General features: G+C 69.7%; 20 protein-coding genes and 1 riboswitch. Of the genes, 5 read left to right on the top strand and 15 right to left on the bottom strand.

The genetic code is table 11. The features are described 5' to 3' along the window. Positions 1–62: 62 nt before the first annotated feature. Positions 63–602 (bottom strand): LOG family protein, encoded by a 540-nt coding sequence (locus tag EF387_RS31800; protein WP_128380111.1) that lies wholly within the window; start codon positions 600–602, stop codon positions 63–65. A 51-nt stretch (positions 603–653) separates the two neighbouring features. Between EF387_RS31800 and EF387_RS31805 the strand changes: the two genes are divergently transcribed. Beyond that, on the top strand, positions 654–977 hold the full coding sequence (locus tag EF387_RS31805) for a DUF427 domain-containing protein (protein WP_128380112.1): 324 nt from the start codon (positions 654–656) through the stop codon (positions 975–977). Between the two features lie 128 nt (positions 978–1,105). Here the strand turns inward: EF387_RS31805 and mnmA are convergent, their stop codons facing one another. Further along, the gene (gene mnmA / locus EF387_RS31810) at positions 1,106–2,236 is read right to left on the bottom strand and encodes a tRNA 2-thiouridine(34) synthase MnmA (protein WP_128380113.1); all 1,131 of its coding nucleotides are present in this window, start codon (positions 2,234–2,236) and stop codon (positions 1,106–1,108) included. Between the two features lie 78 nt (positions 2,237–2,314). Here mnmA and EF387_RS31815 point away from each other — a divergent pair, with 78 nt between their 5' ends. Beyond that, on the top strand, positions 2,315–2,992 hold the full coding sequence (locus tag EF387_RS31815; RefSeq protein WP_128380114.1) for an N-acetylmuramoyl-L-alanine amidase: 678 nt from the start codon (positions 2,315–2,317) through the stop codon (positions 2,990–2,992). Between the two features lie 128 nt (positions 2,993–3,120). Here EF387_RS31815 and EF387_RS31820 read toward each other — a convergent pair whose 3' ends face one another. The 3 genes from EF387_RS31820 to EF387_RS47595 form a co-directional block, all read right to left on the bottom strand. After that, positions 3,121–4,290 (bottom strand): cysteine desulfurase family protein, encoded by a 1,170-nt coding sequence (locus tag EF387_RS31820; RefSeq protein ID WP_128380115.1) that lies wholly within the window; start codon positions 4,288–4,290, stop codon positions 3,121–3,123. Positions 4,291–4,359: 69 nt separating this feature from the next. Further along, entirely contained in the window at positions 4,360–4,635 is a 276-nt protein-coding gene (locus tag EF387_RS31825) for a DUF4190 domain-containing protein (protein WP_128380116.1), read from the bottom strand. Positions 4,636–4,695: 60 nt separating this feature from the next. Further along, on the bottom strand, positions 4,696–4,860 hold the full coding sequence (locus EF387_RS47595; protein WP_202918427.1) for a hypothetical protein: 165 nt from the start codon (positions 4,858–4,860) through the stop codon (positions 4,696–4,698). Positions 4,861–5,074: 214 nt separating this feature from the next. On the opposite strand from EF387_RS47595, the gene EF387_RS31830 reads away from it, so the two are divergent. Next, a complete protein-coding gene (locus EF387_RS31830; RefSeq protein ID WP_128380117.1) occupies positions 5,075–5,698 on the top strand; it encodes a TetR family transcriptional regulator in 624 nt (207 codons plus the stop codon). Positions 5,699–6,587: 889 nt separating this feature from the next. Here the strand turns inward: EF387_RS31830 and EF387_RS31845 are convergent. The 10 genes from EF387_RS31845 to EF387_RS31890 all read right to left on the bottom strand — a co-directional run bounded on the left by EF387_RS31845 (position 6,588) and on the right by EF387_RS31890 (position 17,885). Then, positions 6,588–7,439 carry a thioesterase family protein gene (locus tag EF387_RS31845; protein WP_128380118.1) on the bottom strand — a complete coding sequence of 284 codons (852 nt, stop codon included), beginning with the start codon at positions 7,437–7,439 and terminating at the stop codon, positions 6,588–6,590. 153 nt (positions 7,440–7,592) lie between these two features. Then, positions 7,593–8,258, bottom strand: coding sequence for a trimeric intracellular cation channel family protein (locus tag EF387_RS31850; RefSeq protein ID WP_128380119.1), 666 nt, complete (start codon positions 8,256–8,258; stop codon positions 7,593–7,595). A 114-nt stretch (positions 8,259–8,372) separates the two neighbouring features. Then, positions 8,373–9,629 carry a dipeptide ABC transporter ATP-binding protein gene (locus tag EF387_RS31855; RefSeq protein ID WP_238431822.1) on the bottom strand — a complete coding sequence of 419 codons (1,257 nt, stop codon included), beginning with the start codon at positions 9,627–9,629 and terminating at the stop codon, positions 8,373–8,375. A gap of 23 nt (positions 9,630–9,652) precedes the next feature. Next, positions 9,653–10,750, bottom strand: a complete 1,098-nt coding sequence (locus EF387_RS31860; RefSeq protein ID WP_128380121.1) for an ABC transporter ATP-binding protein — start codon at positions 10,748–10,750, stop codon at positions 9,653–9,655. Further along, entirely contained in the window at positions 10,747–11,745 is a 999-nt protein-coding gene (locus EF387_RS31865) for an ABC transporter permease (protein WP_128380122.1), read from the bottom strand. Before EF387_RS31865 ends, EF387_RS31860 begins: the two co-directional genes overlap by 4 nt. 110 nt (positions 11,746–11,855) lie before the next feature. Next, a complete protein-coding gene (locus EF387_RS31870; protein WP_128380123.1) occupies positions 11,856–13,649 on the bottom strand; it encodes an ABC transporter substrate-binding protein in 1,794 nt (597 codons plus the stop codon). A 67-nt stretch (positions 13,650–13,716) separates the two neighbouring features. After that, on the bottom strand, positions 13,717–14,730 hold the full coding sequence (locus EF387_RS31875) for an ABC transporter permease (RefSeq protein ID WP_128380124.1): 1,014 nt from the start codon (positions 14,728–14,730) through the stop codon (positions 13,717–13,719). 474 nt (positions 14,731–15,204) lie between these two features. Next, positions 15,205–15,996: an enhanced serine sensitivity protein SseB C-terminal domain-containing protein gene (locus EF387_RS31880; RefSeq protein WP_128380125.1), complete on the bottom strand. Its 792-nt coding sequence runs from the start codon at positions 15,994–15,996 to the stop codon at positions 15,205–15,207. Between the two features lie 227 nt (positions 15,997–16,223). Further along, positions 16,224–16,997: an enhanced serine sensitivity protein SseB gene (locus EF387_RS31885; protein ID WP_128380126.1), complete on the bottom strand. Its 774-nt coding sequence runs from the start codon at positions 16,995–16,997 to the stop codon at positions 16,224–16,226. 213 nt (positions 16,998–17,210) lie between these two features. After that, complete coding sequence (locus EF387_RS31890) at positions 17,211–17,885, bottom strand: AAA family ATPase (RefSeq protein ID WP_128380243.1); 675 nt, start codon at positions 17,883–17,885, stop codon at positions 17,211–17,213. 180 nt (positions 17,886–18,065) lie between these two features. Continuing rightward, a riboswitch (glycine riboswitch) is annotated at positions 18,066–18,167 on the top strand. 166 nt (positions 18,168–18,333) lie between these two features. Between EF387_RS31890 and gcvT the strand changes: the two genes are divergently transcribed. Together gcvT and gcvH are read left to right on the top strand one after the other, a co-directional pair. Then, the gene (gene gcvT, locus EF387_RS31895) at positions 18,334–19,452 is read left to right on the top strand and encodes a glycine cleavage system aminomethyltransferase GcvT (RefSeq protein WP_128380127.1); all 1,119 of its coding nucleotides are present in this window, start codon (positions 18,334–18,336) and stop codon (positions 19,450–19,452) included. Positions 19,453–19,541: 89 nt separating this feature from the next. Further along, positions 19,542–19,922, top strand: a complete 381-nt coding sequence (gene gcvH / locus EF387_RS31900; protein ID WP_128380128.1) for a glycine cleavage system protein GcvH — start codon at positions 19,542–19,544, stop codon at positions 19,920–19,922. The last annotated feature ends 243 nt before the right edge of the window (positions 19,923–20,165 follow it).

Below are 20,165 nucleotides of genomic sequence, written 5' to 3' on the forward strand. Positions count from 1 at the left end.
GCCCGGCACCGCTCGCGACACCCGGAACCGCTCGCGACGTCCGGCACCGCTCAACGCCCGCGTCACTCGATCCCCTGGCTCTCCTCCAGGTAGGCCAGCGCTCCCACCGGCTCCTCCGCGAAGAACACCAGGTCCGTGAGCGGCCGCGGCAGGAACCCCTCGTCCTCCATGCGCAGGAACTGCTGCTTGAGGCCGTCGTAGAAGCCGTCGGTGTTGAGCAGCACCACGGGCATGTCGCTGTGCCCGTGCTTCTTCAGCTCCAGGATCTCGGTCGCCTCGTCCAGCGTCCCGGTGCCGCCCACCATGACGACCACCGCGTCGGCCTTCTCCAGCAGCAGCGCCTTCCGCTCCGCCAGGTCCCGCGCGACGATCATCTCGTCGGCCTGAGCGCGGACCCGCGCGGAGAGGAACTCCACGGAGACGCCCAGCAGTCGCCCGCCTGCCTCGTGCACCCCGTCCGCGACCACCTTCATCAGCCCGACGTCCGAACCGCCCCACACGAGGGTGTGCCCTCCCTTGCCCAGCAGTTCGGCGAACTCCCGTGCGGGACGGGTGTACCGGTCGTCGAGGTCGGCGGACGAGAGGAAGACACAGATATTCATGACGCCACCGTACGCGGGAAGAACCTCCGCTCCGCGAGCGCTTCTTCAGGTATGGCCGAAGGACACACGATCACCATCGAGCAGAGCACCGAGCACGTACGCGTCCTCCACGGGGACCAGGTCCTCGCGGAGAGCGACCGGCCCCTCCTCCTGCGGGAGACCGGCTGCCCGGTGCGCTACTACCTCCCGCCCGAGGACGTACGGCTGGACCTGCTGACTCCCTCGGAGACCCACACCTACTGCCCGTTCAAGGGGACGGCCTCCTACTGGTCCCTGCCGGACACCGCGGATCTGGTGTGGGCTTACCCGGAGCCCAAGCCGGAGGTGGCGCAGATCAAGGACCACCTGTGCTTCTACGAGGTGGAGGTGTCGTAGAACTCGAGCGACCGCTTGATCCCGCCGGTGACGGTGTGGCGCCGTTGCCGGTGTGGCGCCGTTGCCGGTGTGGCGCCGTTGCCGGTGTGGCGCCGTTGCCGGTGTGGCGCCCGTGCCGGTCTGGCGGACTACGCCACCGCCGTCTCCGCGCGCGTGGTCGACGCGATCGTCGCCGAACCCACCACGCGCGTCCCGTCGTAGAGCACGACCGCCTGGCCCGGGGCGACGCCTCGGACCGGCTCGCTGAAGGTGACCTCGAGGCGGTCGTCGACGAGTTCGGCGGTGACCGGGGTCTCGCTCCCGTGCGCCCTGAGCTGAGCCGTGTACGTGCCCGGGCCCGAGGGGGCCACGCCGCACCAGCGGGGCTTGATCGCGGTCAGCGCCGTGACGTCGAGGGACGCGGCCGGGCCCACCGTCACGGTGTTGTTCACCGGCGAGATGTCGAGCACGTAGCGGGGCTTGCCGTCCGCGGCGGGAGTGCCGATGCGCAGGCCCTTGCGCTGCCCGATCGTGAAGCCGAACGCGCCCTCGTGCTTGCCGAGGACCGCGCCGGACTCGTCCACGATGTCGCCCTCCGCCCTGCCCAGGCGGTCGGCGAGGAAGCCCTGGGTGTCGCCGTCGGCGATGAAGCAGATGTCGTGCGAGTCGGGCTTCTTCGCGACGGCGAGGCCGCGCCGCTCGGCCTCCGCGCGGATCTCGTCCTTCGTGGTCACGGTGTCGCCGAGCGGGAACATCGCGTGGGCGAGCTGGCGGTCGTCCAGCACCCCGAGCACGTACGACTGGTCCTTCGCCATGTCGGAGGCGCGGTGCAGCTCGCGGGTGCCGTCCTCGTTCACGAGCACCTTCGCGTAGTGGCCCGTGCAGACCGCGTCGAAGCCCAGCGCCAGGGCCTTGTCCAGCAGGGCCGCGAACTTGATCTTCTCGTTGCAGCGCAGGCACGGGTTCGGGGTGCGGCCGGCCTCGTACTCGGCGACGAAGTCCTCCACCACATCCTCACGGAAGCGCTCCGCGAGGTCCCAGACGTAGAACGGGATACCGATGACGTCCGCGGCGCGGCGGGCGTCGCGGGAGTCCTCGATGGTGCAGCAGCCCCGCGCGCCGGTGCGGAAGGACTGCGGGTTCGCCGAGAGCGCGAGATGGACACCGGTCACGTCGTGGCCGGCTTCCGCCGCCCGGGCGGCGGCCACGGCGGAGTCCACCCCGCCGGACATGGCGGCCAGTACACGAAGGGGTCGGGGGCGCTCGGAAGTCTCAGTCATAACTCTTCAAGAGTACGGGCAACCGTGCAGTGTCACGGGCCCGGGAACCGGGGCCCGTGACCAACCGTTGAAGATCGCATGGGCGAGACGAACGGCCACAAGGCCGCGGACGCGGACGGGCGCATGGGGCGGCGGGCGCTGTTGATCGGCGGCGCCCTCGCCGCCGCGGGCACGGCCGCGCTCGCACGGGACGAGTTGTCGCGCCTGTGGTGGCGCATGCCCGGTGTGGAGAAGCCGCGCAAGGAGGGCGAGGTCGACTTCGTCAGCGCGCGGTGGGTGGCGGCTTCCTCGGCGAACTGGCGGCGTGCGGACCGGCCCGACGACTACGGCATAGACATGGTGATCATCCATGTCACCCAGGGCAGCTTCGACAGCGCGGTGAAGGTGTTCCAGGACCCGGGCCATGGTGCCGCGGCGCACTACATCGTCCGCAAGGACGGGCGGGTCACTCAGATGATCCGCGAGCTGGACGTGGCGTTCCACGCGGGCAACCGCGAGTACAACGAACGCAGCATCGGCATCGAGCACGAGGGATTCGTGGAGCGTGCCTCGTCGTTCACGGACGAGATGTACGAGTCGTCGGCGCGGCTTACGGCCGGGATCTGCGAGCGGTACGGGATTCCCGTGGACCGCGAGCACATCATCGGCCATGTGGAGGTCCCGGGGACGGACCACACCGATCCGGGGCGCTTTTGGGACTGGGACCGGTACATGGGGCTGGTGCGGGAGGCCAGGGGGGCGACCACTCCGGCGTGAGTGTGGCGGGGGGCCTGAATCCGCCTCGCCCCGGCTCGGGCGGGCGTCGCGTGCCCGGGTTGTTTCTCCGGCATCGCCTGCGCACCGGGGCGGGCCGGTTCGCGTAGCTGCCTCGAAGCACTGCCGGGTCAGGTCAGCCCTGCCGTCCGGGCCCGCTCCACCGCCGGACCGATCGCCTTGGCCACCGCCTCGACGTCCGCCTCCGTGGAGGTGTGGCCGAGGGAGAAGCGCAGGGTGCCGCGGGCCAGGTCGGGGTCGGTGCCGGTGGCGAGGAGGACATGGCTGGGCTGGGCCACGCCGGCCGTGCAGGCCGAACCCGTCGAGCACTCGATGCCCTGTGCGTCCAGCAGGAGCAGCAGGGAGTCGCCCTCGCAGCCGGGGAAGGTGAAGTGGGCGTTGGCGGGCAGTCGTCCGGAGCCGGCCGGGTCGCCGCCGAGGATTGCGTCCGGGACGGCCTTGCGTACGGCGTCGACCAGGTCGTCGCGCAGGGCGCCGATCTCCCGGGCGAACCACTCGCGCTGTTCGGCGGCGAGCCGCGCGGCGACGGCGAAGGCGGCCACGGCGGGCACGTCGAGGGTGCCGGAGCGGACATGGCGTTCCTGTCCGCCGCCGTGCAGCACGGGTACGGGGCTGTACTCACGGCCCAGCAGCAGCGCGCCGATGCCGTACGGGCCGCCGATCTTGTGGCCGGAGACGGTCATCGCGGCCAGTCCGGAGGCGCCGAAGTCGACCGGGACCTGGCCGAAGGCCTGGACGGCGTCGGAGTGCAGCGGGACCCCGAACTCGCGTGCGGCCTCGGCGAGTTCCCGGACCCGCATGACCGTACCGATCTCGTTGTTGGCCCACATCACCGTGGCGAGGGCGACGTCGTCGGGGTTGCGGGCGATCGCCTCCGTCAGCGCCTCGGGATGGACGCGGCCGTAAGGGTCCACCGGAAGGTATTCGACGGTGGCTCCCTCGTGTTCGCCGAGCCAGTGCACGGCGTCGAGGACGGCGTGGTGCTCGACGGGGCTCGCGAGGACCCGGGTGCGGGCCGGGTCGGCGGCGCGGCGGGCCCAGTACAGGCCCTTCACGGCGAGGTTGTCGGCCTCGGTGCCGCCGGAGGTGAGGACGACCTCGCTGGGGCGGGCGCCCAGGGCGTCCGCGAGGGTTTCCCTGGCCTCCTCCACGGTGCGCCGGGCACGGCGGCCGGCCGCGTGGAGCGAGGAGGCGTTGCCGGTGACGCTCAACTGGGCGGTCATAGCCTCGACCGCCTCCGGGAGCATCGGGGTGGTCGCGGCGTGGTCGAGGTAAGCCATGGTGAGGCCGATTCTACGGGCCACCCCCGGGCTCGCCTCAGGCGCCGTCGGGGTAACCCCTGGCCCGGGTCAGCCGCCGAAGCTCCACGACAGCGTGTTGTCCAGCTGCATGAGGACCAGCAGGACGGCCAGGTCGGCCACGCCCAGGCCGAGGCCGAGCAGCGCCCTGCCCCGCCGGGTGGTGCCGCGCCAGAGGGCGGCGGAGGCCAGGACGACGGCGGTCGGGCCCAGGAAGACGTTCAGGACGAGCAGGCCCAGCAGGCCCAGGACGAAGGAGGCGACGGCCATGCCGTCGGCGTCGCGCACGCTGGTGCGGGTGTCCGGTGCGGTGGTGGTGAGCTGCATGGTTGCGTTACTCCGACAGTGGGTTGGGCGATCCGGTCAGTGGTCGGCGGTGGCCGCCGGTCAGCCCGTGGTGTGGCGACGGCGGCCGTGCCGTTCGCGAACCGCGAAGACGGCCAGCCACAGGGCGATGGCGGCCCCGGCGACGAGGCTGACGGAGAGCGGCGCGTGGGCCACCGTCCCCAGGAGGACGCCGAGGAGCAGCAGTGCTGCGACGAGGAAGAGCATGAGTGCCTCTCATGGAAGTCATGGAAGGTCTGTCTGGCGGCGGTCACGGCGTCGGGACCTGCGAAGACTCGGTGAGCGTCTCGCTCGGTGGGGGTCGCGACGGATGCGCGACGGACGACTCGACGAGCAGTTGCGCTTACAGTTGTTCACTGACTGGCGAGTCTAGCGCGCTCCCGGCTTTCCAACCAAAGAGAACAGTTGTTGACTGCATGGCATGAGTCACACCCCGCTCGGCCTCCGGCAGGCACAGAAACAGAAGACCCGGCAGGCGTTGCTGGACGCGGCTCTCGGGTTGCTGGAGGAGCAGAGCCTGAGCAGTCTCGGCCTGCGTGAGGTCACCCGCGCGGCGGGCATCGCCCCTACCGCCTTCTACCGCCACTTCCACTCGACGGCCGATCTCGGGGTCGCACTGGTGGAGGAGGCGCTGGGCAGCCTGCACCCGATGATCAGGGCCACCGTCGTCGACCCCGGCGACAGCGAGGAGCGCATCGCCCGCGCGGTCGGGCTGATCACACGTCACGTCCAGGCATATCCGGCCCATGTGCGCTTCATCGCCCGCGAACGGCACGGTGGGGTCCAGCCGGTACGGGCCGCGATCGGCGCCCAGCTGGCCCGGTTCACCGAGGAGGTGAAGGCGGCGCTGGTCGAGTATCCGGAGTCGGCCGGGTGGAGCGACGAGGACCTGCTGATGCTCGCCGAACTCTACGTCGATCAGATGCTGATGACGGCCTCGCTGTTCCTTGAGGCGTCGTCGGAGGAGGCGCGGGAGCGGGTGTCCCAGGTGGCGGCCCGCCAGCTCCGGCTGATCGGCATCGGCCGCCGCCACTGGCTGACCTGACGGCCCGCGGGGCCGCCTGCACCGCTCCGGACGGACCGTACACCGCGAAGGGCTCGTACGAGATCTCGTACGAGCCCTTCGCGATGCTGAGGGTGACTCGGCTCCGCGCGGTCCGGCCTGCCGGAGTCCGCCGGCGTCAGCCCTGAGCCTGACTCTCACTCCGGCTCTGGCTCTGCCGCTGCCCCCGGCTCTGACTCTGGTTCTGACTCTGCTGCTGTCCCCGGCCCTGGCTCTGACCTTGGCTCTGACTCTGGTCCTGACTCTGCGGGCCGCCGCCACCCATGTCGCAGCCACCGCCACCCTGGCCGCCACCGGGGCCACCGCCCTGACCGCCACCGCCGGGGCCACCGGCGGGGCCACCGGCGGGGCCACCGCCGGGGCCACCGGCGGGGCCACCGCCGGGAGCGCCCGAAGGATCCCCGGACGGCGCACCCGACGGAGGTTCACCCGTGGGCGCTCCGGTGGGCGCTCCGGACGGCGCGCCGCTCGGGGCCCCACTCGGGGCGTCGGACGGTGCACCACTCGGCGCCCCGGACGGTGGCCGGCAGCTCTGCCCGCCCGCGTTGCCGTTGCCCGCGGACGTGGACGAGGACGTGGACGTGGACGTGGACGAGTCGCCGGAGCCGCAGGCCGCGAGCAGCGGCGCCACGGCGAGGAGCGCGACGGCGGGGACGAGACGTGCGCGGTTCATGGAAGGCCTCCCTGGGACGAGTGGATCGGTGGCCGGAATGCAACCAATCACCCTTGGGGGTCCGCTCTGTCCCGGCTGTGCCGAAGCTGTGCCCACGACCCCACAGACCTCAAGAAACCCGCCCTGACCTGGCCCTTCTCCTCAACCGTGCCGCGTACTGGCTGGTACAGCCCTGTGACAGAAGTCGTGGACCAGGACTCAGGCGAGCCTGACCCGGGCCAACTGCCGGGACTGCGCGACCAGTCGGCCGGCAGCGTCCCAGACCTCCGCGTCCTCCTCCAGGAAGCCGCCCGCCAGGTTGCGGGTGGTTATGGAGACCCGGAGGGGGCCGGGTGCCGGGCGGCAGCGGATGTGCACCGTCAGTTCCACGGTCGGAACCCAGCCCGACAGACCGAGGTCGAAGGCGGTCGGCGGGAGCGCGTCGACCGCGAGCAGCAGGGAGAGGGGATCGTGGTCCCGTCCGTCGGCGAGGCCGAACCAGGACCGCATCTCCCCCTTGCCGGACGGCGCCCCGACGGCCCAGCCCAGCGTGGCCGGGTCCAGCTTGAGCATCAGCCGCCCGGCGATGGCCGAGGCGGCGGAGACCTCGCCGGGGCCGTCCTCGGGCCCGAAGCACTCGTCGATGGGCGGGATCGCGGGCGGTTCGGCGGTGGTGCGGACGTCGTCGGGAAGGCTGTCGAGGTCACCGTAGGAGGCGAGGACCCGGATCCGCTCCACCTCGCGGCCCTGGTCGTCGCGCTGGAAGAGGGAGGCCTGGCCGGTCGAAAGGGTGCGGCCGGTGCGCACGGACTCGGTGCGTACGACCGCGGGGCCGGGCTGAGAGGCGGTCAGATAGTGCGCGGAGACGGTGAACGGGTCCCGGTGCGGCAGGGCGTCGGCGAGCGTGCGGCCCAGGACGGCCAGCAGGTACCCGCCGTTGACGGCGTTGAGGATCGTCCAGCCGGCGGACAGGTCGATGTCGTAGACGCCGGGTTCTCGGAGGGTGACCGCGGTGTCCCGGTCGAATTCGCTGTCCCCGATGGCGGCTTGCACGGCAGCTGCTTCTGACATGAGTGAACCGTAACATTACTAAGCGGTAGCTTTCACCGGTCGGCGGCGCCCTTCCGTGCATTCCGGCGGCTGGGCGGCCCCGGTCGCCGGCCGTGCTCCGCCGGCCGGACCGGGCGCACTGCGCCCCGGGGCCCGCCCTCGAGGGGCGTCGCACTACGGGGTCTGCTCCTCCGCCACCGTCGACCGCCGGTTCCAGGCCCGCGGTGCTCGCCAGTGGTAGCGCATCGCGAGCAGCCTCAGCACGAAGGCGCTGAGCGCGGCGAGGGCCGTGGTGAGGGGGTTCAGGGCGTCGTAGTGGATGCAGAGCACGACCATCGTGGAGCCGACGATCGCCGGGACCGCGTACAGATCGCGGTCCCAGCGCACCAGGGACGGTACGTCGTTGGCCAGTACGTCGCGCAGGACACCGCCGCCGACCGCAGTGGCGAGGCCGAGGACGGCGGACGAGGTGAGGCTCAGCCCGTACTCGTACGCCTTGGTGGTGCCGGCGACGCAGAACAGGCCGAGCCCGGCCGCGTCGAAGACGTTCACGCCCGTCTGGATGCGCTCCACCTCCGGATGGAGGAAGAAGACGAGCGCGGCGGCGAGCAGCGGGGTGAGGAAGTAGCCGAGGTCGGTGAAGGCGGCCGGCGGTACGGCCCCGATGACGAGATCGCGCAGCAGCCCTCCGCCCAGCGCGGTGACCTCGGCGAGGACGGCGATGCCGAAGACGTCGAAGTTCTTGCGGACCGCGAGCAGGGCGCCGGATATCGCGAAGACGAAGATGCCGATCAGGTCCAGGACATGCTGAACGGTCGGGGTGAACAGTTGCTGGAGCACCCTTACATTCTTACCTACGCAGGATGCTGAACCTTACAAAGAAAGACCACGGGGGTTCCGCACATGCGATGTGCGGAACCCCCGTGGTTGTGCGACCCGGTCCAGGACCCGGTCCTACTTGTCCTCGGCGGACTCCTCCGACGCGGCGGTCTCCTTCGCCACGGCCGGGTTCTCCGCAGCGGTCTCCTCCGCCACGGCCGGCTTCTTCGCGGCGGCGGTCTCGTTCGCCACGGCCTGCGAGGTCTGCGCCGACTCCGCCAGCACCGCGTCCGGCACCAGTTCGCCCGCCTCCTTGGCCGCGGACAGCAGCACCGTGTCCTGCGGTGCCTGGTCCTCCGCGTTCTCCGGGTGGTGGCAGGCGACCCGCTGACCCGGCTTCAGCTCCAGCATCGGCGGCTCGGTGGTCTTGCAGATCTGCGTGGCCTTCCAGCACCGGGTGTGGAAGCGGCAGCCGCTCGGCGGCGCGATCGGCGAGGGCACGTCACCCTGGAGCAGGATGCGCTCGCTCTTGGCGCCCCGCCGCGCCGGGTCCGGGATGGGCACCGCCGACATCAGGGCCTTGGTGTACGGGTGCATCGGCGCCTTGTACAGCGAGTCGCGGTCCGCGAGTTCCACGATCTTGCCGAGGTACATCACCGCGATGCGGTCCGATACATGGCGCACGACGGACAGGTCGTGGGCGATGATCACATACGTCAGGCCCAGCTCCTGCTGGAGGTCGTCCAGCAGGTTCACCACCTGCGCCTGGATCGACACGTCCAGCGCGGAGACCGGCTCGTCCGCCACGACCAGCTTGGGGTTGAGCGCGAGCGCGCGGGCGATGCCGATGCGCTGGCGCTGACCGCCGGAGAACTCGTGCGGATAGCGGTTGTAGTGCTCGGGGTTGAGGCCGACCACCGACAGCAGCCGCTGCACTTCCTTCTTGACGCCGCCCTCGGGCGTGACGCCCTGGAGCTTGAAGGGTGCGCCGATGATGGTGCCGATGGTGTGGCGCGGGTTCAGCGACGAGTACGGGTCCTGGAAGATCATCTGGACGTCACGGCGCAGCGGGCGCATCCCGCTCACGTTCAGGTGCGTGATGTCCTTGCCCTCGAACTCCACCGTGCCGGCGGTCGGTTCGAGCAGCCGGGTGATCAGCCGGCCCATCGTCGACTTGCCGCAGCCCGACTCGCCCACGACGCCCAGGGTTTCGCCCGCGCGCACCTCGAAGTCGAGCCCGTCGACCGCCCGCACCGCGCCGACCTGCCGCTGGAGCAGGCCCTTGCGGATCGGGAAGTGCTTCTGCAGCCCGGTCACCTTCAGCAGGGTCTCGCCGGGTGCGGGGTCCTTGGTGAGGGTCGCGGCGCCCTGGCTCTGCGCGGGGTTCGTCACGGCTGTGTCCTTGGGTTTCTCGCTCACAGCTTGGGCGCAATCTCTTCGGTCCAGATCCGCTGCCGCTGCTCCTGGGTCATGTGGCAGGCCGCCCAGTGCTTGCTGCCGACCTCGGTCAGCTCGGGGCGGACCGTGCGGGTGACGTTGTCCTTGGGCAGGTCGGCGTACGGGCAGCGCGGGTTGAAGGCGCAGCCGGACGGGATGTTGATCAGCGAGGGCGGGGAGCCCTTGACCGGGATGAGCCGCTCCTGCTGGTCACGGTCGAGACGGGGCATCGAGCCGAGCAGGCCCCAGGTGTAGGGGTGCCGGGGCTCGTAGAACACCTTCTCGGCCGGGCCGCGCTCGACGCACCGGCCGCCGTACATCACCAGGATGTCGTCGGAGAGCTCGGCGACCACACCCAGGTCGTGGGTGATGATGATGACCGCGGAGCCGAACTCCTTCTGCAGGTCCCGGATGAGGTCGAGGATCTGCGCCTGGACGGTCACGTCCAGGGCGGTCGTCGGCTCGTCCGCGATCAGCAGCTCGGGATTGTTCACCAGCGACATCGCGATCATCGCGCGCTGGCGCATACCGCCGGAGAACTCGTGCGGGTAGTTGTCCACCCGCTTGTCCGGCTGGGGGATGCCCACCCGGTCGAGCATCTCCACGGCGCGGCGCTTGGCGGTCTTCTTGTCCACGTCGTGGTGTATGCGGTACGCCTCCACGATCTGCTGGCCGATCGTGTAGTACGGGTGCAGCGCGGACAGCGGGTCCTGGAAGATCATCGCCATCTCACGGCCGCGCAGCTTGCGCACGTGGTCGGGGTCGGCGGACAGCAGCTCCGTCCCGTCCAGCCAGATCTCCCCGGAGATCTGCGCCTTGCGCTTGCCGTACTGGCCCGCGGTGTGCAGGCCCATGATGCCGAGCGAGGTCACCGACTTGCCGGAGCCCGACTCGCCCACGATGCCGAGGGTCTTGCCCTTCTCCAGCGTGAAGCTGAGCCCGTCGACGGACTTCACCAGGCCGTCGTCGGTGGGGAAGTGCACCTTCAGGTCGCGTACTTCGAGGAAGGCGGTGGGGGCGGGCGAGCCGCTGACGGGCTCACCCACGGCCGCCCCCGTCTTGCTGAGTTCGGTCATGCGAGCCTCACTCGGGGGTCGATCACGGCGTACAGGACGTCCACGAGCAGGTTCGCGAGGAGCACCGCGAGGGAGGTGATCAGCGTGACGCCGAGGATGATCGGCAGGTCCTGGTTCTTGATTGCCTGGAGCACCGCCTGGCCGAGGCCGGGCAGGCTGAAGGTTGTCTCGGTGAGGATGGCACCGCCGATCAGGGCGCCGAGGTCCATACCGAGCATGGTCAGGATGGGCGTCATCGTGGAACGCATGGCGTGCTTGCCGATGACGGTCTGTTCCTTCAGCCCCTTGGCGCGAGCGGTGCGGATGTAGTCCTCGCCGAGGATCTCCAGCATGGTGGCGCGGGTGATCCGGGCGTACATCGCCGCATAGAGGAAGGCGAGGGTGATCCAGGGCAGGATCATGCCGCCGAGCCAGCCGGTGAAGCTGTCCTCCAGGGGCACGTACTGGGCGTCGATCCAGCCCAGTCCGTAGCTGAAGATCGCCAGGCTGAGCAGGCCCGTGAAGTAGATGGGGAGCGAGACGCCGCCGAGGGCGACGACCATCGCGCCGCGGTCCCAGATGCTGCCGCGCTTGAGAGCGGAGAGCACGCCGGCGGCGACACCGAAGATCAGCCACAGCACGGCCGCACCGAGCGCCAGCGCCAGGGTCACCGGGAAGCGGTCGGTGAGCACCGGCCAGATGGCCTGCTCGCTGCGGAAGGAGTAGCCGAAGCAAGGGGCCGAACACTGGGTGACGTCCCCGCCGCCCGCGTAGGTCCGGCCGACGAAGAGGCCTTTGAAGAACTCCCAGACCTGGACGATGATCGGTTCGTCCAGCTTCAGCTTCTGCGCCACCGCCTCAACGGCGGCGGGGTCGGCCTGCTTGCCCACGAAGCTCGTGGCCACGTCGACCCCCGCCCACTTGGGGACGAGGAAGAAGATGCCGAAGACCACCACGATGATGACCACCAGCATCACTGCGGCGGCGAACAGCCGCCTGATGAGGTAAGCGAGCACAGCTCTCGGCCCGCTGCGGACTACGGGCCACCGGAGGTCTTCCGGTGGCCCGCGGTCACGCCGCGCCGGCCTTCACCTGCCTTTCGTGCCGTACGGCGGGTGTGCCGGGTTTACTTCGGGGACTTCAGACCCAGGTTGATGAAGTCGTACATACCGCTGTAGCCGTCGGTCGTGTAGACGTTCGCCAGGTCGCTCGAGCGCCAGTTGATGAACTTCTCGAAGACGAAGGGCAGGTAGTAGCCGCCCTCCATGACCTTGTGGTTGATGTCCGTGGCGATCTGGGTCTTCTTCGCGTCGTCCAGCTCCTTGACGTAGGAGTCGAACAGGCCGTCGATCGCCTTGTCGTTGATCAGGGCGTAGTTGCTGTTACCGCTGTCGAGGATGTACTTGCTGTCCCACAGCGGCAGACCGAAGCCCTGGACGGTCGGGAAGTCCGGGCCCCAGCCCATGATGATGATGCCGAAGCCCTTCTTCTTCACGTTCGCAGGGCTGCCGATGATGCCGGTGGTCTGCGAGCCGTCGTACTGCTCGATGTCGGCGGTGATGCCGACCTTCTTCAGCGACGCCTGCAGGGACTCGGCGGTGGCCACCTCGGCGGGCTTGTTGTTGCGGACCGCGATGGTGGTCTTGAAGCCGTTCGGCTGACCGCAGGCCTTCAGAGCTTCCTTGGCCTTGGCGACGTTGCCGTTCTTGTCGGCGCCGGCGAGCTCGTACGGGTCGTACTTCTGGCCTTCGGCGCCCGGGACGGACGGCGGCAGCATGTTGGTGCCGATGTCGCCACCGGCGACCGGGCCACCGCGCGCGGTCTGCAGCGAGACGTGGTCCGCGCCGTAGATCACGGCCTTGCGGCACTCGATGTTGTCGAACGGCTTCACGCTCTGCGGGAAGACCGCGTAGCGGATGTAACCGGAGACCGGGTTGTCCAGGTTGCCCTTGTGCTGCTTCAGGGCCGCGGTACGGCCCTGCGGCGACATACCGGTCTGGTTGATGTCCAGGTGGAAGTCGCCCTTGATCAGGCGCTGGTCCAGGTCATTGGCGTTGGTGAAGAAGTTGACCGTGATCTTGTCCGGGTACGCCTTGCGGACCGGGTCCGAGTCCTGCTTCCACTCGGTGTTGCGGACCAGCGTCAGCGACTTGCCCGGGTCGTACGACTCGAACTTGTACGGGCCGGAGGAGAACGGACGCAGGCCGTACTTGGACTTGGTGTCCTTGTCCTGGCGGACCGGGGACGCCGAGACCAGCGCGAGGACCTCCTCGAAGTCGGAGTTGGCCTGGGGCAGCTTGAAGACGATGGTCTTGTCGTCGGGCGTCTCGATCGCCTTCAGACCCAGCTTGTCGGCCGACTTGTCCTTGTACGGGCCCTGGTACTCGCCCTTCGGGTCGAGCATGTCCTTCAGGTACACCGGACCACCGGACAGCACGTCCTGCGCCCACACGCGCTCGATGCCGTACTTGATGTCCTTGGAGGTGATCGGCTTGCCGTCCTCCCAGGTGATGCCGTCACGCAGGGTGTACGTGTAGGTCTTGCCGTCGGGCGAGATCTTGGCCGTGCTGGTGGCGAGGTCCGGCGTGATCTCGGCACCCGCCGCGCCGGGCTCCGTCTTGTTGGTGACGAGCTGACGGCTGTAGTAGCGCGCGAAGTTCCACATGAAGCCGTAGTAGCCGCGCGTGGTGTCCCACGAGTCGGCGTCCTGGGCTCCGGCGAACTTCAGGGTGCCGCCCTTCTTGGCGAGGGAAGCCTGGGCGACCTTGTTGTTGGCGGCGTTGAAGCCGGCCGCGCCGTCCTTCGAGCCCTCGTTGTCATTGCCACCGCCGCCGCACGCCGCTGTGGTCAGCAGCGCGGCGACCACTGCGGCAGCGGCCATGGCCTGCTTGCGCCGCCCTGAGGTGCGTTGGGTAGTCACGATCTCGGATCCTCCGAATTGATAAGCGGCCCGTGGATCGGCCACGGGTCCCTGGGGGTGGAGCAGTTCAGCGGGAACCCTTCGGGTCCAGTGCGTCTCGGACGCCGTCGCCGAAGAGGTTGAAGGCAAGCACGGTGATGAAGATCGCCACACCCGGGATCACCATGTACATCGGGTCCGAGTCGTAGTAGTCGATCGCGCTGGAGAGCATCTGCCCCCAGGAGGCGGTGGGCGGCTTGACGCCCACGCCGAGGAAGCTCAGTGCGGCCTCGGTGAGGATGTTCGTCGGGATCATCATGGTCGTGTATACGATGATCGGCGCGACGAGGTTGGGCAGCAGTTCCTTGAAGAGGATGTAGAACCGGCCGGCGCCGAGGCTGCGGGCGGCCTCGACGTACTCCCGCTCGCGCAGGGAGAGCGTCTGCCCGCGCACCACACGCCCGACATAGGGCCAGCCGAAGAATCCGATCACCAGGATCATCACGAACACGCGCACGCTCGTGCCCTCGAGACCGAGCATCGAGTTCGGCATGACGGAGACCAGCGCGATGATGAACAGCAGCTGGGGGAAGGCGAGCAGGCCGTCCATCACACGGCTGATGAAGGAGTCGACCCAGCCTCCGAAGAAACCGGCCAGGATGCCCAGGACGGTGCCGAGGATGACCGCCACGATGGCGGACAGGAAGCCGACGAGGAGCGAGATCTGGGCTCCGTAGACGATGCGGGCGAAGATGTCGCGGCCGCTGACCGGCTCCACACCGAAGAGGTGGTCACCGCTGATTCCGCCCAACGACCCCGTGGGCGTGCCGAACAGAGGGTCGATCAGATCTTCGTGGCGGGTCTCCGGGTCCTGCCCCACAAGGCCGGTGATCACGGGCGCGAGGAGGGCGATCGCGATCAGCACCAGAACGACGATGCCGCCCGTGAGGGCGAGTTTGTCGCGTTTGAGGCGTTCCCAGGCGATCCGGCCGAGCGACCGGCCCTGGACCGCCTGCTTCGCCTCTTCGGCGCCGGCTACCGCCGCTTCTTCGGCCGCGTTCGGGGCCGCTTCGGCGGTCGGCTCGTGCAATGGTGCCGTCATCGTGGCAGGGACCCCTCTCAACCGGCGGTGGCCGGCCCGCGCTTGCCGCTGTGGCGGCGTTCTCATCCGTCGTACACAGGGGCGAACCGCCCCCCTGCTGCGGGAGTCTTCAACGCCGCGGCGATCTGGTGGAAGTCTTGAAGGTGAATGGATGCCTAACCGTGATGCTGTCTGGGGGGTTCCGTTATCCGGACGGCAGGTAACGCCGTCCGGACGCGGGATCCTTGGGGACACAAGCTCCACAGTGGCATAAGTGGATCTTACCTTTGCATAACCGGACATCACTCCCAAGTCGCCGGAGACTCCAGGTCAGAGCCCGACGAGCAGGGTCAACTCCACCGAGTGACGCGGGTAGATGCGGAGGGTGACCTCAGGGCGGGAAATCCGGTCACGCATGGCTGGAAGTGTCCACCGACTGGGACGCCGGGCTTGTCAAAGACTCTTCAAAGTGTCCTCAAAGGTCGTCAAAATCCATCAGTACGCCCGGGGGTATCCGTACCCTCCCGCCGGCGCGGGTGGAGCCGCGGCGGCGTGCGCCTCCCGGTCGTAGAACGGACGGGCGTTGGCCCGCAGCCACATCGCCACCGGGTCGTCCTCGTCGGACATGGCGACCGTGGAGACCGGCAGGCCGTCGGGCACCACGGTGACGGACTGCTGCATCATCGCCCGTACGGAGTCCACGGCCGGCGGCGAGGTGTCGTACACGTCGAGCCCGATGGCGAGGTAGGGAGCGCCCAGCGCGGGCTGCACCCAGGCCCGGCGCAACGAGCGCACCACCGACGTGCGGTGGGCGTTCTGCGTCAGCAGGGCGTAGAACTGGGGGATTTCGATGCCGGGTTCGGACAGCCGCAGGGGGCCCGCGGGCTGGCGCTCCAGACCGGTGGCGATGCGACGTAGATCCAGCCAGGGGATGCCGACGCCACCGCCGGGCGCGTGCGGGTTGAGCCAGAGGCCGTAGTGGTCGGGGTAGAGGGTGCGAGCGACGTCGAGTCCGTCGACCACCTCGTAGCTTCGGTTCCAGCCACTGGCCGAGAGTTCCTGGGCGGAGGTGACGCAGGGGGCGTAGCTGAAGCCTTCCACCTCCATGTTTCCGTACTGGGCGTCCGGCGAACCGGCCTGGCCGTGCCACAGCAGCATCCAGACCTGACCGGAGGACGGGGTCGCGAGCGCGCGCAGCAACGCCTCGTAGGCGTCGTAACGCCCGGGCGTCACCTGGCGCAGCATGTGCTCGACCTGCCCGGCCGCAGCCGTGCCCGACGCGCTCACCCTCTACCGCCCCTTCGCGACAAACTCATCCAATACGTCCGAGGTGTGGCAGACGGGTACCGTCCACCAACCCCGCCGAGCCATGAAACCAGCTTAGGCGGCCATTCTGACAGCGACTTGACGCACGCCCGGCGACGTCTTCCTGACTGACGCGTAAGTCGTGATACGGCGTGACGGAAGGGACACTCCCCGTCAGCGTTCCGGGCCCTCGGCCCCGGTGGGAGGTCTCAGGGATCCCGTCGGTAGAACGGCCTCACACGGTCGCGCATCCAGTCGCCCACCGGGTCCTGCGCCACGTCCAGGAAGACCACGTTGACCGCGTGCGGCATCGGCACCCGGCCGAGCGCGCGTGCCACGGCGTCCATCGGGAGGGCGCGGACGTCCCCGTCCCAGGTGGCCAGCTCCACTCCGATGAACATCACCGGAGCGTCACCCTCGATGCTCGCCAGACAGCGCCGGGCGGTCAGGACGACGCCGGCCTGCTCGAACTCGGCCGAGGCGGCGGACAGGAAGTCCACGGGGTCGTCCTGCCAGTCGGGTTCGAACAGCCGCACGCGCGCCCCGCTCGCCGGTCCGTCCAGCGGGGTCCGTCCGGCCCGGCACAACTCGGCCACGGCGGGCGGGGGAAGCGGGATGCCGACCGTTCCGTCCGGGTTGACCGCGATGCCGACCTGCGGCGGCAGCCCGCGCGCGAACTCGACGGCGGGTGCCACGGTGTACGAGATGTGGTCGCCGACGACCGACCGGAACTGCTGCTCGGAGCTGAAGACCGGGACGTACGCCTGGCCGTCCAGTTCCATCGTGGGCAGATCCAGCGGGCCGCTGTGGGGCCCGCCGCCGTTGGGCAGCGGCACCCAGAGATAGCTGCGGCCGAGGACCTCCACGATCCGGCCGCCGGCCCCCGGCACCCCGAGGGAGGCGGAGAGCGCCTCCTCCAGTTCGTTGCCGGGCCAGCCTCCGTGCGAGTACGGATGGGGATACGCCTGTGCCGGGATGTCCATCGTGTCTACCGCCTGCTCGGGACCGCTGTTGCTGCGGCTGGAACCCTAACGTGTCGGGAGCATTGGGCCGTACGGGTCGTCACCCGCTCGCGGGCGGCCTTCTTCTTCTCGTGTCCGCCTGGCTCTTGTCGTGCCGCCTCCCCCGCTCTCCGCGTGTCCGCCGTCCCCGCTCTTCGCGGGTCTGCCTCCCCCGCCGGCCGAAGAACCTGATCCTCACTCCCCGAAGTCGATGCGGCGCAGCACGTCCGCCGCCGCCCGGTCGATGAGGACCGCCGAACCGCAGCCGCCCGGGAGTTCACCCTTCTCCACGGCGCGCAGCAGTCGCGCCACCGAGCGGCGGTGGCGGAGGAAGGCGTACCGGGAGACGCCCCGGCCCCGTTCGCGCTGGCCGTCCAGTGCCGTGTCCGGGTCGACGTCGAGCAACAGCAGGTGGAGCGTGCCGCCGCGGCGCCTGGCCTCGCGGGCGAGCCAGTTGCGCACCCAGGCCTGCGTACCGCAGTCGTGCACGACGACCCCTTCGCCAGTGCGCAGCGCACGGCGCAGTCCGGCGTAGTGGGCGACGCGGACGAGCGGCCGGTAGAGCGCGTACGGCAGGAACTGGGGAACCCGCTCCGCCCACCGCTCGCGCGTGTCCTGGGAGTCGATACGGATGCCCGGCACCGCACGCCGCATGAGGGTGGACTTGCCGCTGCCGGGCAGGCCCGTGATGACGGCCAGGTCCGCGGAGGCGAAGGAGAGGCCGTGCGGACTGTGGCCGCCACGGTCGCGCAGATCGCGGACGACGGGCAGGGCCGCGCACGCCTTCCGGGCCGGTGCCGCCGTCGCGGTCCGCTCGGGCAGCGCCGTGACCGTGCTCGTCGCGTACGCAGTGGTCCTGTTCACCGTGATCGTCCTCCCCTTGGGTGTGGAGTACCATCCCCATCGAGTGTAAAGAGAAGGTAATACGCCGTGCTCATCGTTCGGTCCCTGTACTGCCACAGACCGGTTACAACGAGCTGTGACTCACTGTGCATGCCGTGCCCCAGGGATGCGTGCGATGATGTCCGCGCCAACTGCATACCGGCCGCTTGAATCCGCGCGGGAGAGTTCCGGGTGAGTGCGTAATACCCGGACGCCGAAGGAGCAAGTCCCTCCCTTGAATCTCTCAGGCCCCGTCACCGCGCGGGCGAGGCACATCTGAAAAGCGGGCCGCCCCCTCGTCCTCCACCGGAGGTCCGAAGGGAACGGCTCCACCCACGGTGCAAGCCAGGACCGGAGACGGTCATGGCGAACCTCTCAGGTTCCGATGACAGATGGGGAGGAACGACCTCGCCTTTCATGCCCTGGGAGCAAACCGATGAGCAGCAGCCCACCTCGCCGTACCGCGCTCGACGCCCTGCACCGTTCGCTCGGCGCCACGATGACCGACTTCGCGGGCTGGGACATGCCCCTCAGGTACGGCTCTGAGCGCGACGAGCACACCGCCGTACGCACCCGGGCCGGACTCTTCGACCTCTCCCACATGGGCGAGATCACCGTCACCGGACCGGAGGCGGCAGCGCTCCTGGACCACGCGCTGGTCGGCGACATGGGGAGCGTCAAGCCGGGCCGCGCCCGCTACACCATGATCTGCGCCGCGGACGGCGGCATCCTCGACGACCTGATCGTCTACCGGCTGCACGAGACCGAGTACATGGTCGTAGCCAACGCCTCGAACGCACGAACAGTGGTCGACGCGCTGACGGAACGGGCCGGCGGTTTCGACGCCGTCGTACGTGACGACAGCGACACGGTCGCGCTGCTCGCCGTCCAGGGCCCCGCCGCCCCCGGCATCCTCGCCCAGCTGACCGAGGCCGACCTCGACGGCCTGAAGTACTACGCCGGACTGCCCGGCACGGTGGCCGGGGTCGCCGCGCTCATCGCCCGCACCGGTTACACCGGCGAGGACGGCTTCGAGCTCTTCGTCGCCCCCGCCGACGCGGAGAAGCTGTGGCAGGCGCTCACCGAGGCGGGCGCGCCCGCGGGCCTCGTGCCGTGCGGTCTCTCCTGCCGGGACACCCTCCGGCTGGAGGCGGGCATGCCGCTGTACGGGCATGAGCTGAGCACCTCCCTGACACCGTTCGACGCGGGGCTCGGCCGGGTCGTGAAGTTCGACAAGAGCGGCGACTTCGTCGGACGCGCCGCCCTGTCGGAGTCTGCCTCCCGGGCCGCGGAGAACCCGCCGCGCGTCCTCGTCGGGCTGGTCGCCGAGGGCCGCCGGGTGCCGCGCGCCGGGTACTCCGTCGTCGCGGACGGCAAGGTGATCGGGGAGATCACCTCCGGGGCCCCCTCCCCCACGCTCGGCAAGCCGATCGCGATGGCGTACGTCGACGCCGCGCACTCCGCGCCGGGAACGGCCGGGGTGGCGGTGGACATCCGCGGCAGCCACGAGCCGTTCGAGGTGGTTGCGCTGCCGTTCTACAAGCGGCAGAAGTAGCCACCAGACTCACCGAAGCAGACAGACCCACGCCTTTGCTGACGACCCACGTTCATCAGCGCTTCCCCGCCTACAGGAGAATTCACGCCATGAGCATCAACCCCCAGCAGCTGCGTTACAGCAAGGAGCACGAGTGGCTGTCGCCCGCCGAGGACGGCGTCGCGACGGTCGGCATCACCGAGTTCGCGGCCAACGCGCTCGGCGACGTCGTCTACGCCCAGCTCCCGGAGGTCGGCCAGACCGTGACCGCGGGCGAGACCTGCGGCGAGCTGGAGTCGACCAAGTCGGTGAGCGACCTGTACTCGCCGGTGAGCGGTGAGGTCACCGAGATCAACCAGGACGTCGTGGACGACCCGGCACTGGTGAACTCCGCCCCGTTCGAGGGTGGCTGGCTGTTCAAGGTGCGCGTCGCCGAGGAGCCGGCGGAACTGCTCTCCGCGGACGAGTACACCGAGTTCTCCGGCTCCTAGTGCCGCAACAGGCAACGTTCGCCCCGTCGCGTCGCCCGGCACGCTCCCCCAAGCTCTTCGAGCAGGGGGCACCCCCACTCGCCGCACCGGCCGAAAGCCCAAGTACGTCCAGTACGAGGACTTCCGGCCGGCACTCCCCCAAGCTCTTCGAGCAGGGGGGACCCCCATGACGCCGCTCCTTACCGGGCAAACGTCGCCTGCCGCGGCACTAGTCCGCCAGTCCCATCCTGGCCGGCCCCCGTC

It is taken from the genome of Streptomyces cavernae (assembly GCF_004023625.1).
Classification (GTDB): Bacteria; Actinomycetota; Actinomycetes; order Streptomycetales; family Streptomycetaceae; genus Streptomyces; species Streptomyces cavernae.

What these genes read in the sequence shown, in the direction of transcription:
- EF387_RS31815 (WP_128380114.1), top strand. Translation starts at nt 2,315, where the DNA reads ATGGGCGAGACGAACGGCCACAAGGCCGCGGACGCGGACGGGCGCATG.
- EF387_RS31830 (WP_128380117.1), top strand. Translation starts at nt 5,075, where the DNA reads ATGAGTCACACCCCGCTCGGCCTCCGGCAGGCACAGAAACAGAAGACC.
- EF387_RS31820 (WP_128380115.1), bottom strand. Translation starts at nt 4,290, where the DNA reads ATGGCTTACCTCGACCACGCCGCGACCACCCCGATGCTCCCGGAGGCG.
- EF387_RS31860 (WP_128380121.1), bottom strand. Translation starts at nt 10,750, where the DNA reads ATGACCGAACTCAGCAAGACGGGGGCGGCCGTGGGTGAGCCCGTCAGC.
- EF387_RS31845 (WP_128380118.1), bottom strand. Translation starts at nt 7,439, where the DNA reads ATGTCAGAAGCAGCTGCCGTGCAAGCCGCCATCGGGGACAGCGAATTC.
- gcvT (WP_128380127.1), top strand. Translation starts at nt 18,334, where the DNA reads ATGAGCAGCAGCCCACCTCGCCGTACCGCGCTCGACGCCCTGCACCGT.
- mnmA (WP_128380113.1), bottom strand. Translation starts at nt 2,236, where the DNA reads ATGACTGAGACTTCCGAGCGCCCCCGACCCCTTCGTGTACTGGCCGCC.
- EF387_RS31885 (WP_128380126.1), bottom strand. Translation starts at nt 16,997, where the DNA reads ATGGACATCCCGGCACAGGCGTATCCCCATCCGTACTCGCACGGAGGC.
- EF387_RS31875 (WP_128380124.1), bottom strand. Translation starts at nt 14,730, where the DNA reads ATGACGGCACCATTGCACGAGCCGACCGCCGAAGCGGCCCCGAACGCG.
- EF387_RS31800 (WP_128380111.1), bottom strand. Translation starts at nt 602, where the DNA reads ATGAATATCTGTGTCTTCCTCTCGTCCGCCGACCTCGACGACCGGTAC.
- EF387_RS31805 (WP_128380112.1), top strand. Translation starts at nt 654, where the DNA reads ATGGCCGAAGGACACACGATCACCATCGAGCAGAGCACCGAGCACGTA.
- EF387_RS31825 (WP_128380116.1), bottom strand. Translation starts at nt 4,635, where the DNA reads ATGCAGCTCACCACCACCGCACCGGACACCCGCACCAGCGTGCGCGAC.
- gcvH (WP_128380128.1), top strand. Translation starts at nt 19,542, where the DNA reads ATGAGCATCAACCCCCAGCAGCTGCGTTACAGCAAGGAGCACGAGTGG.
- EF387_RS47595 (WP_202918427.1), bottom strand. Translation starts at nt 4,860, where the DNA reads ATGCTCTTCCTCGTCGCAGCACTGCTGCTCCTCGGCGTCCTCCTGGGG.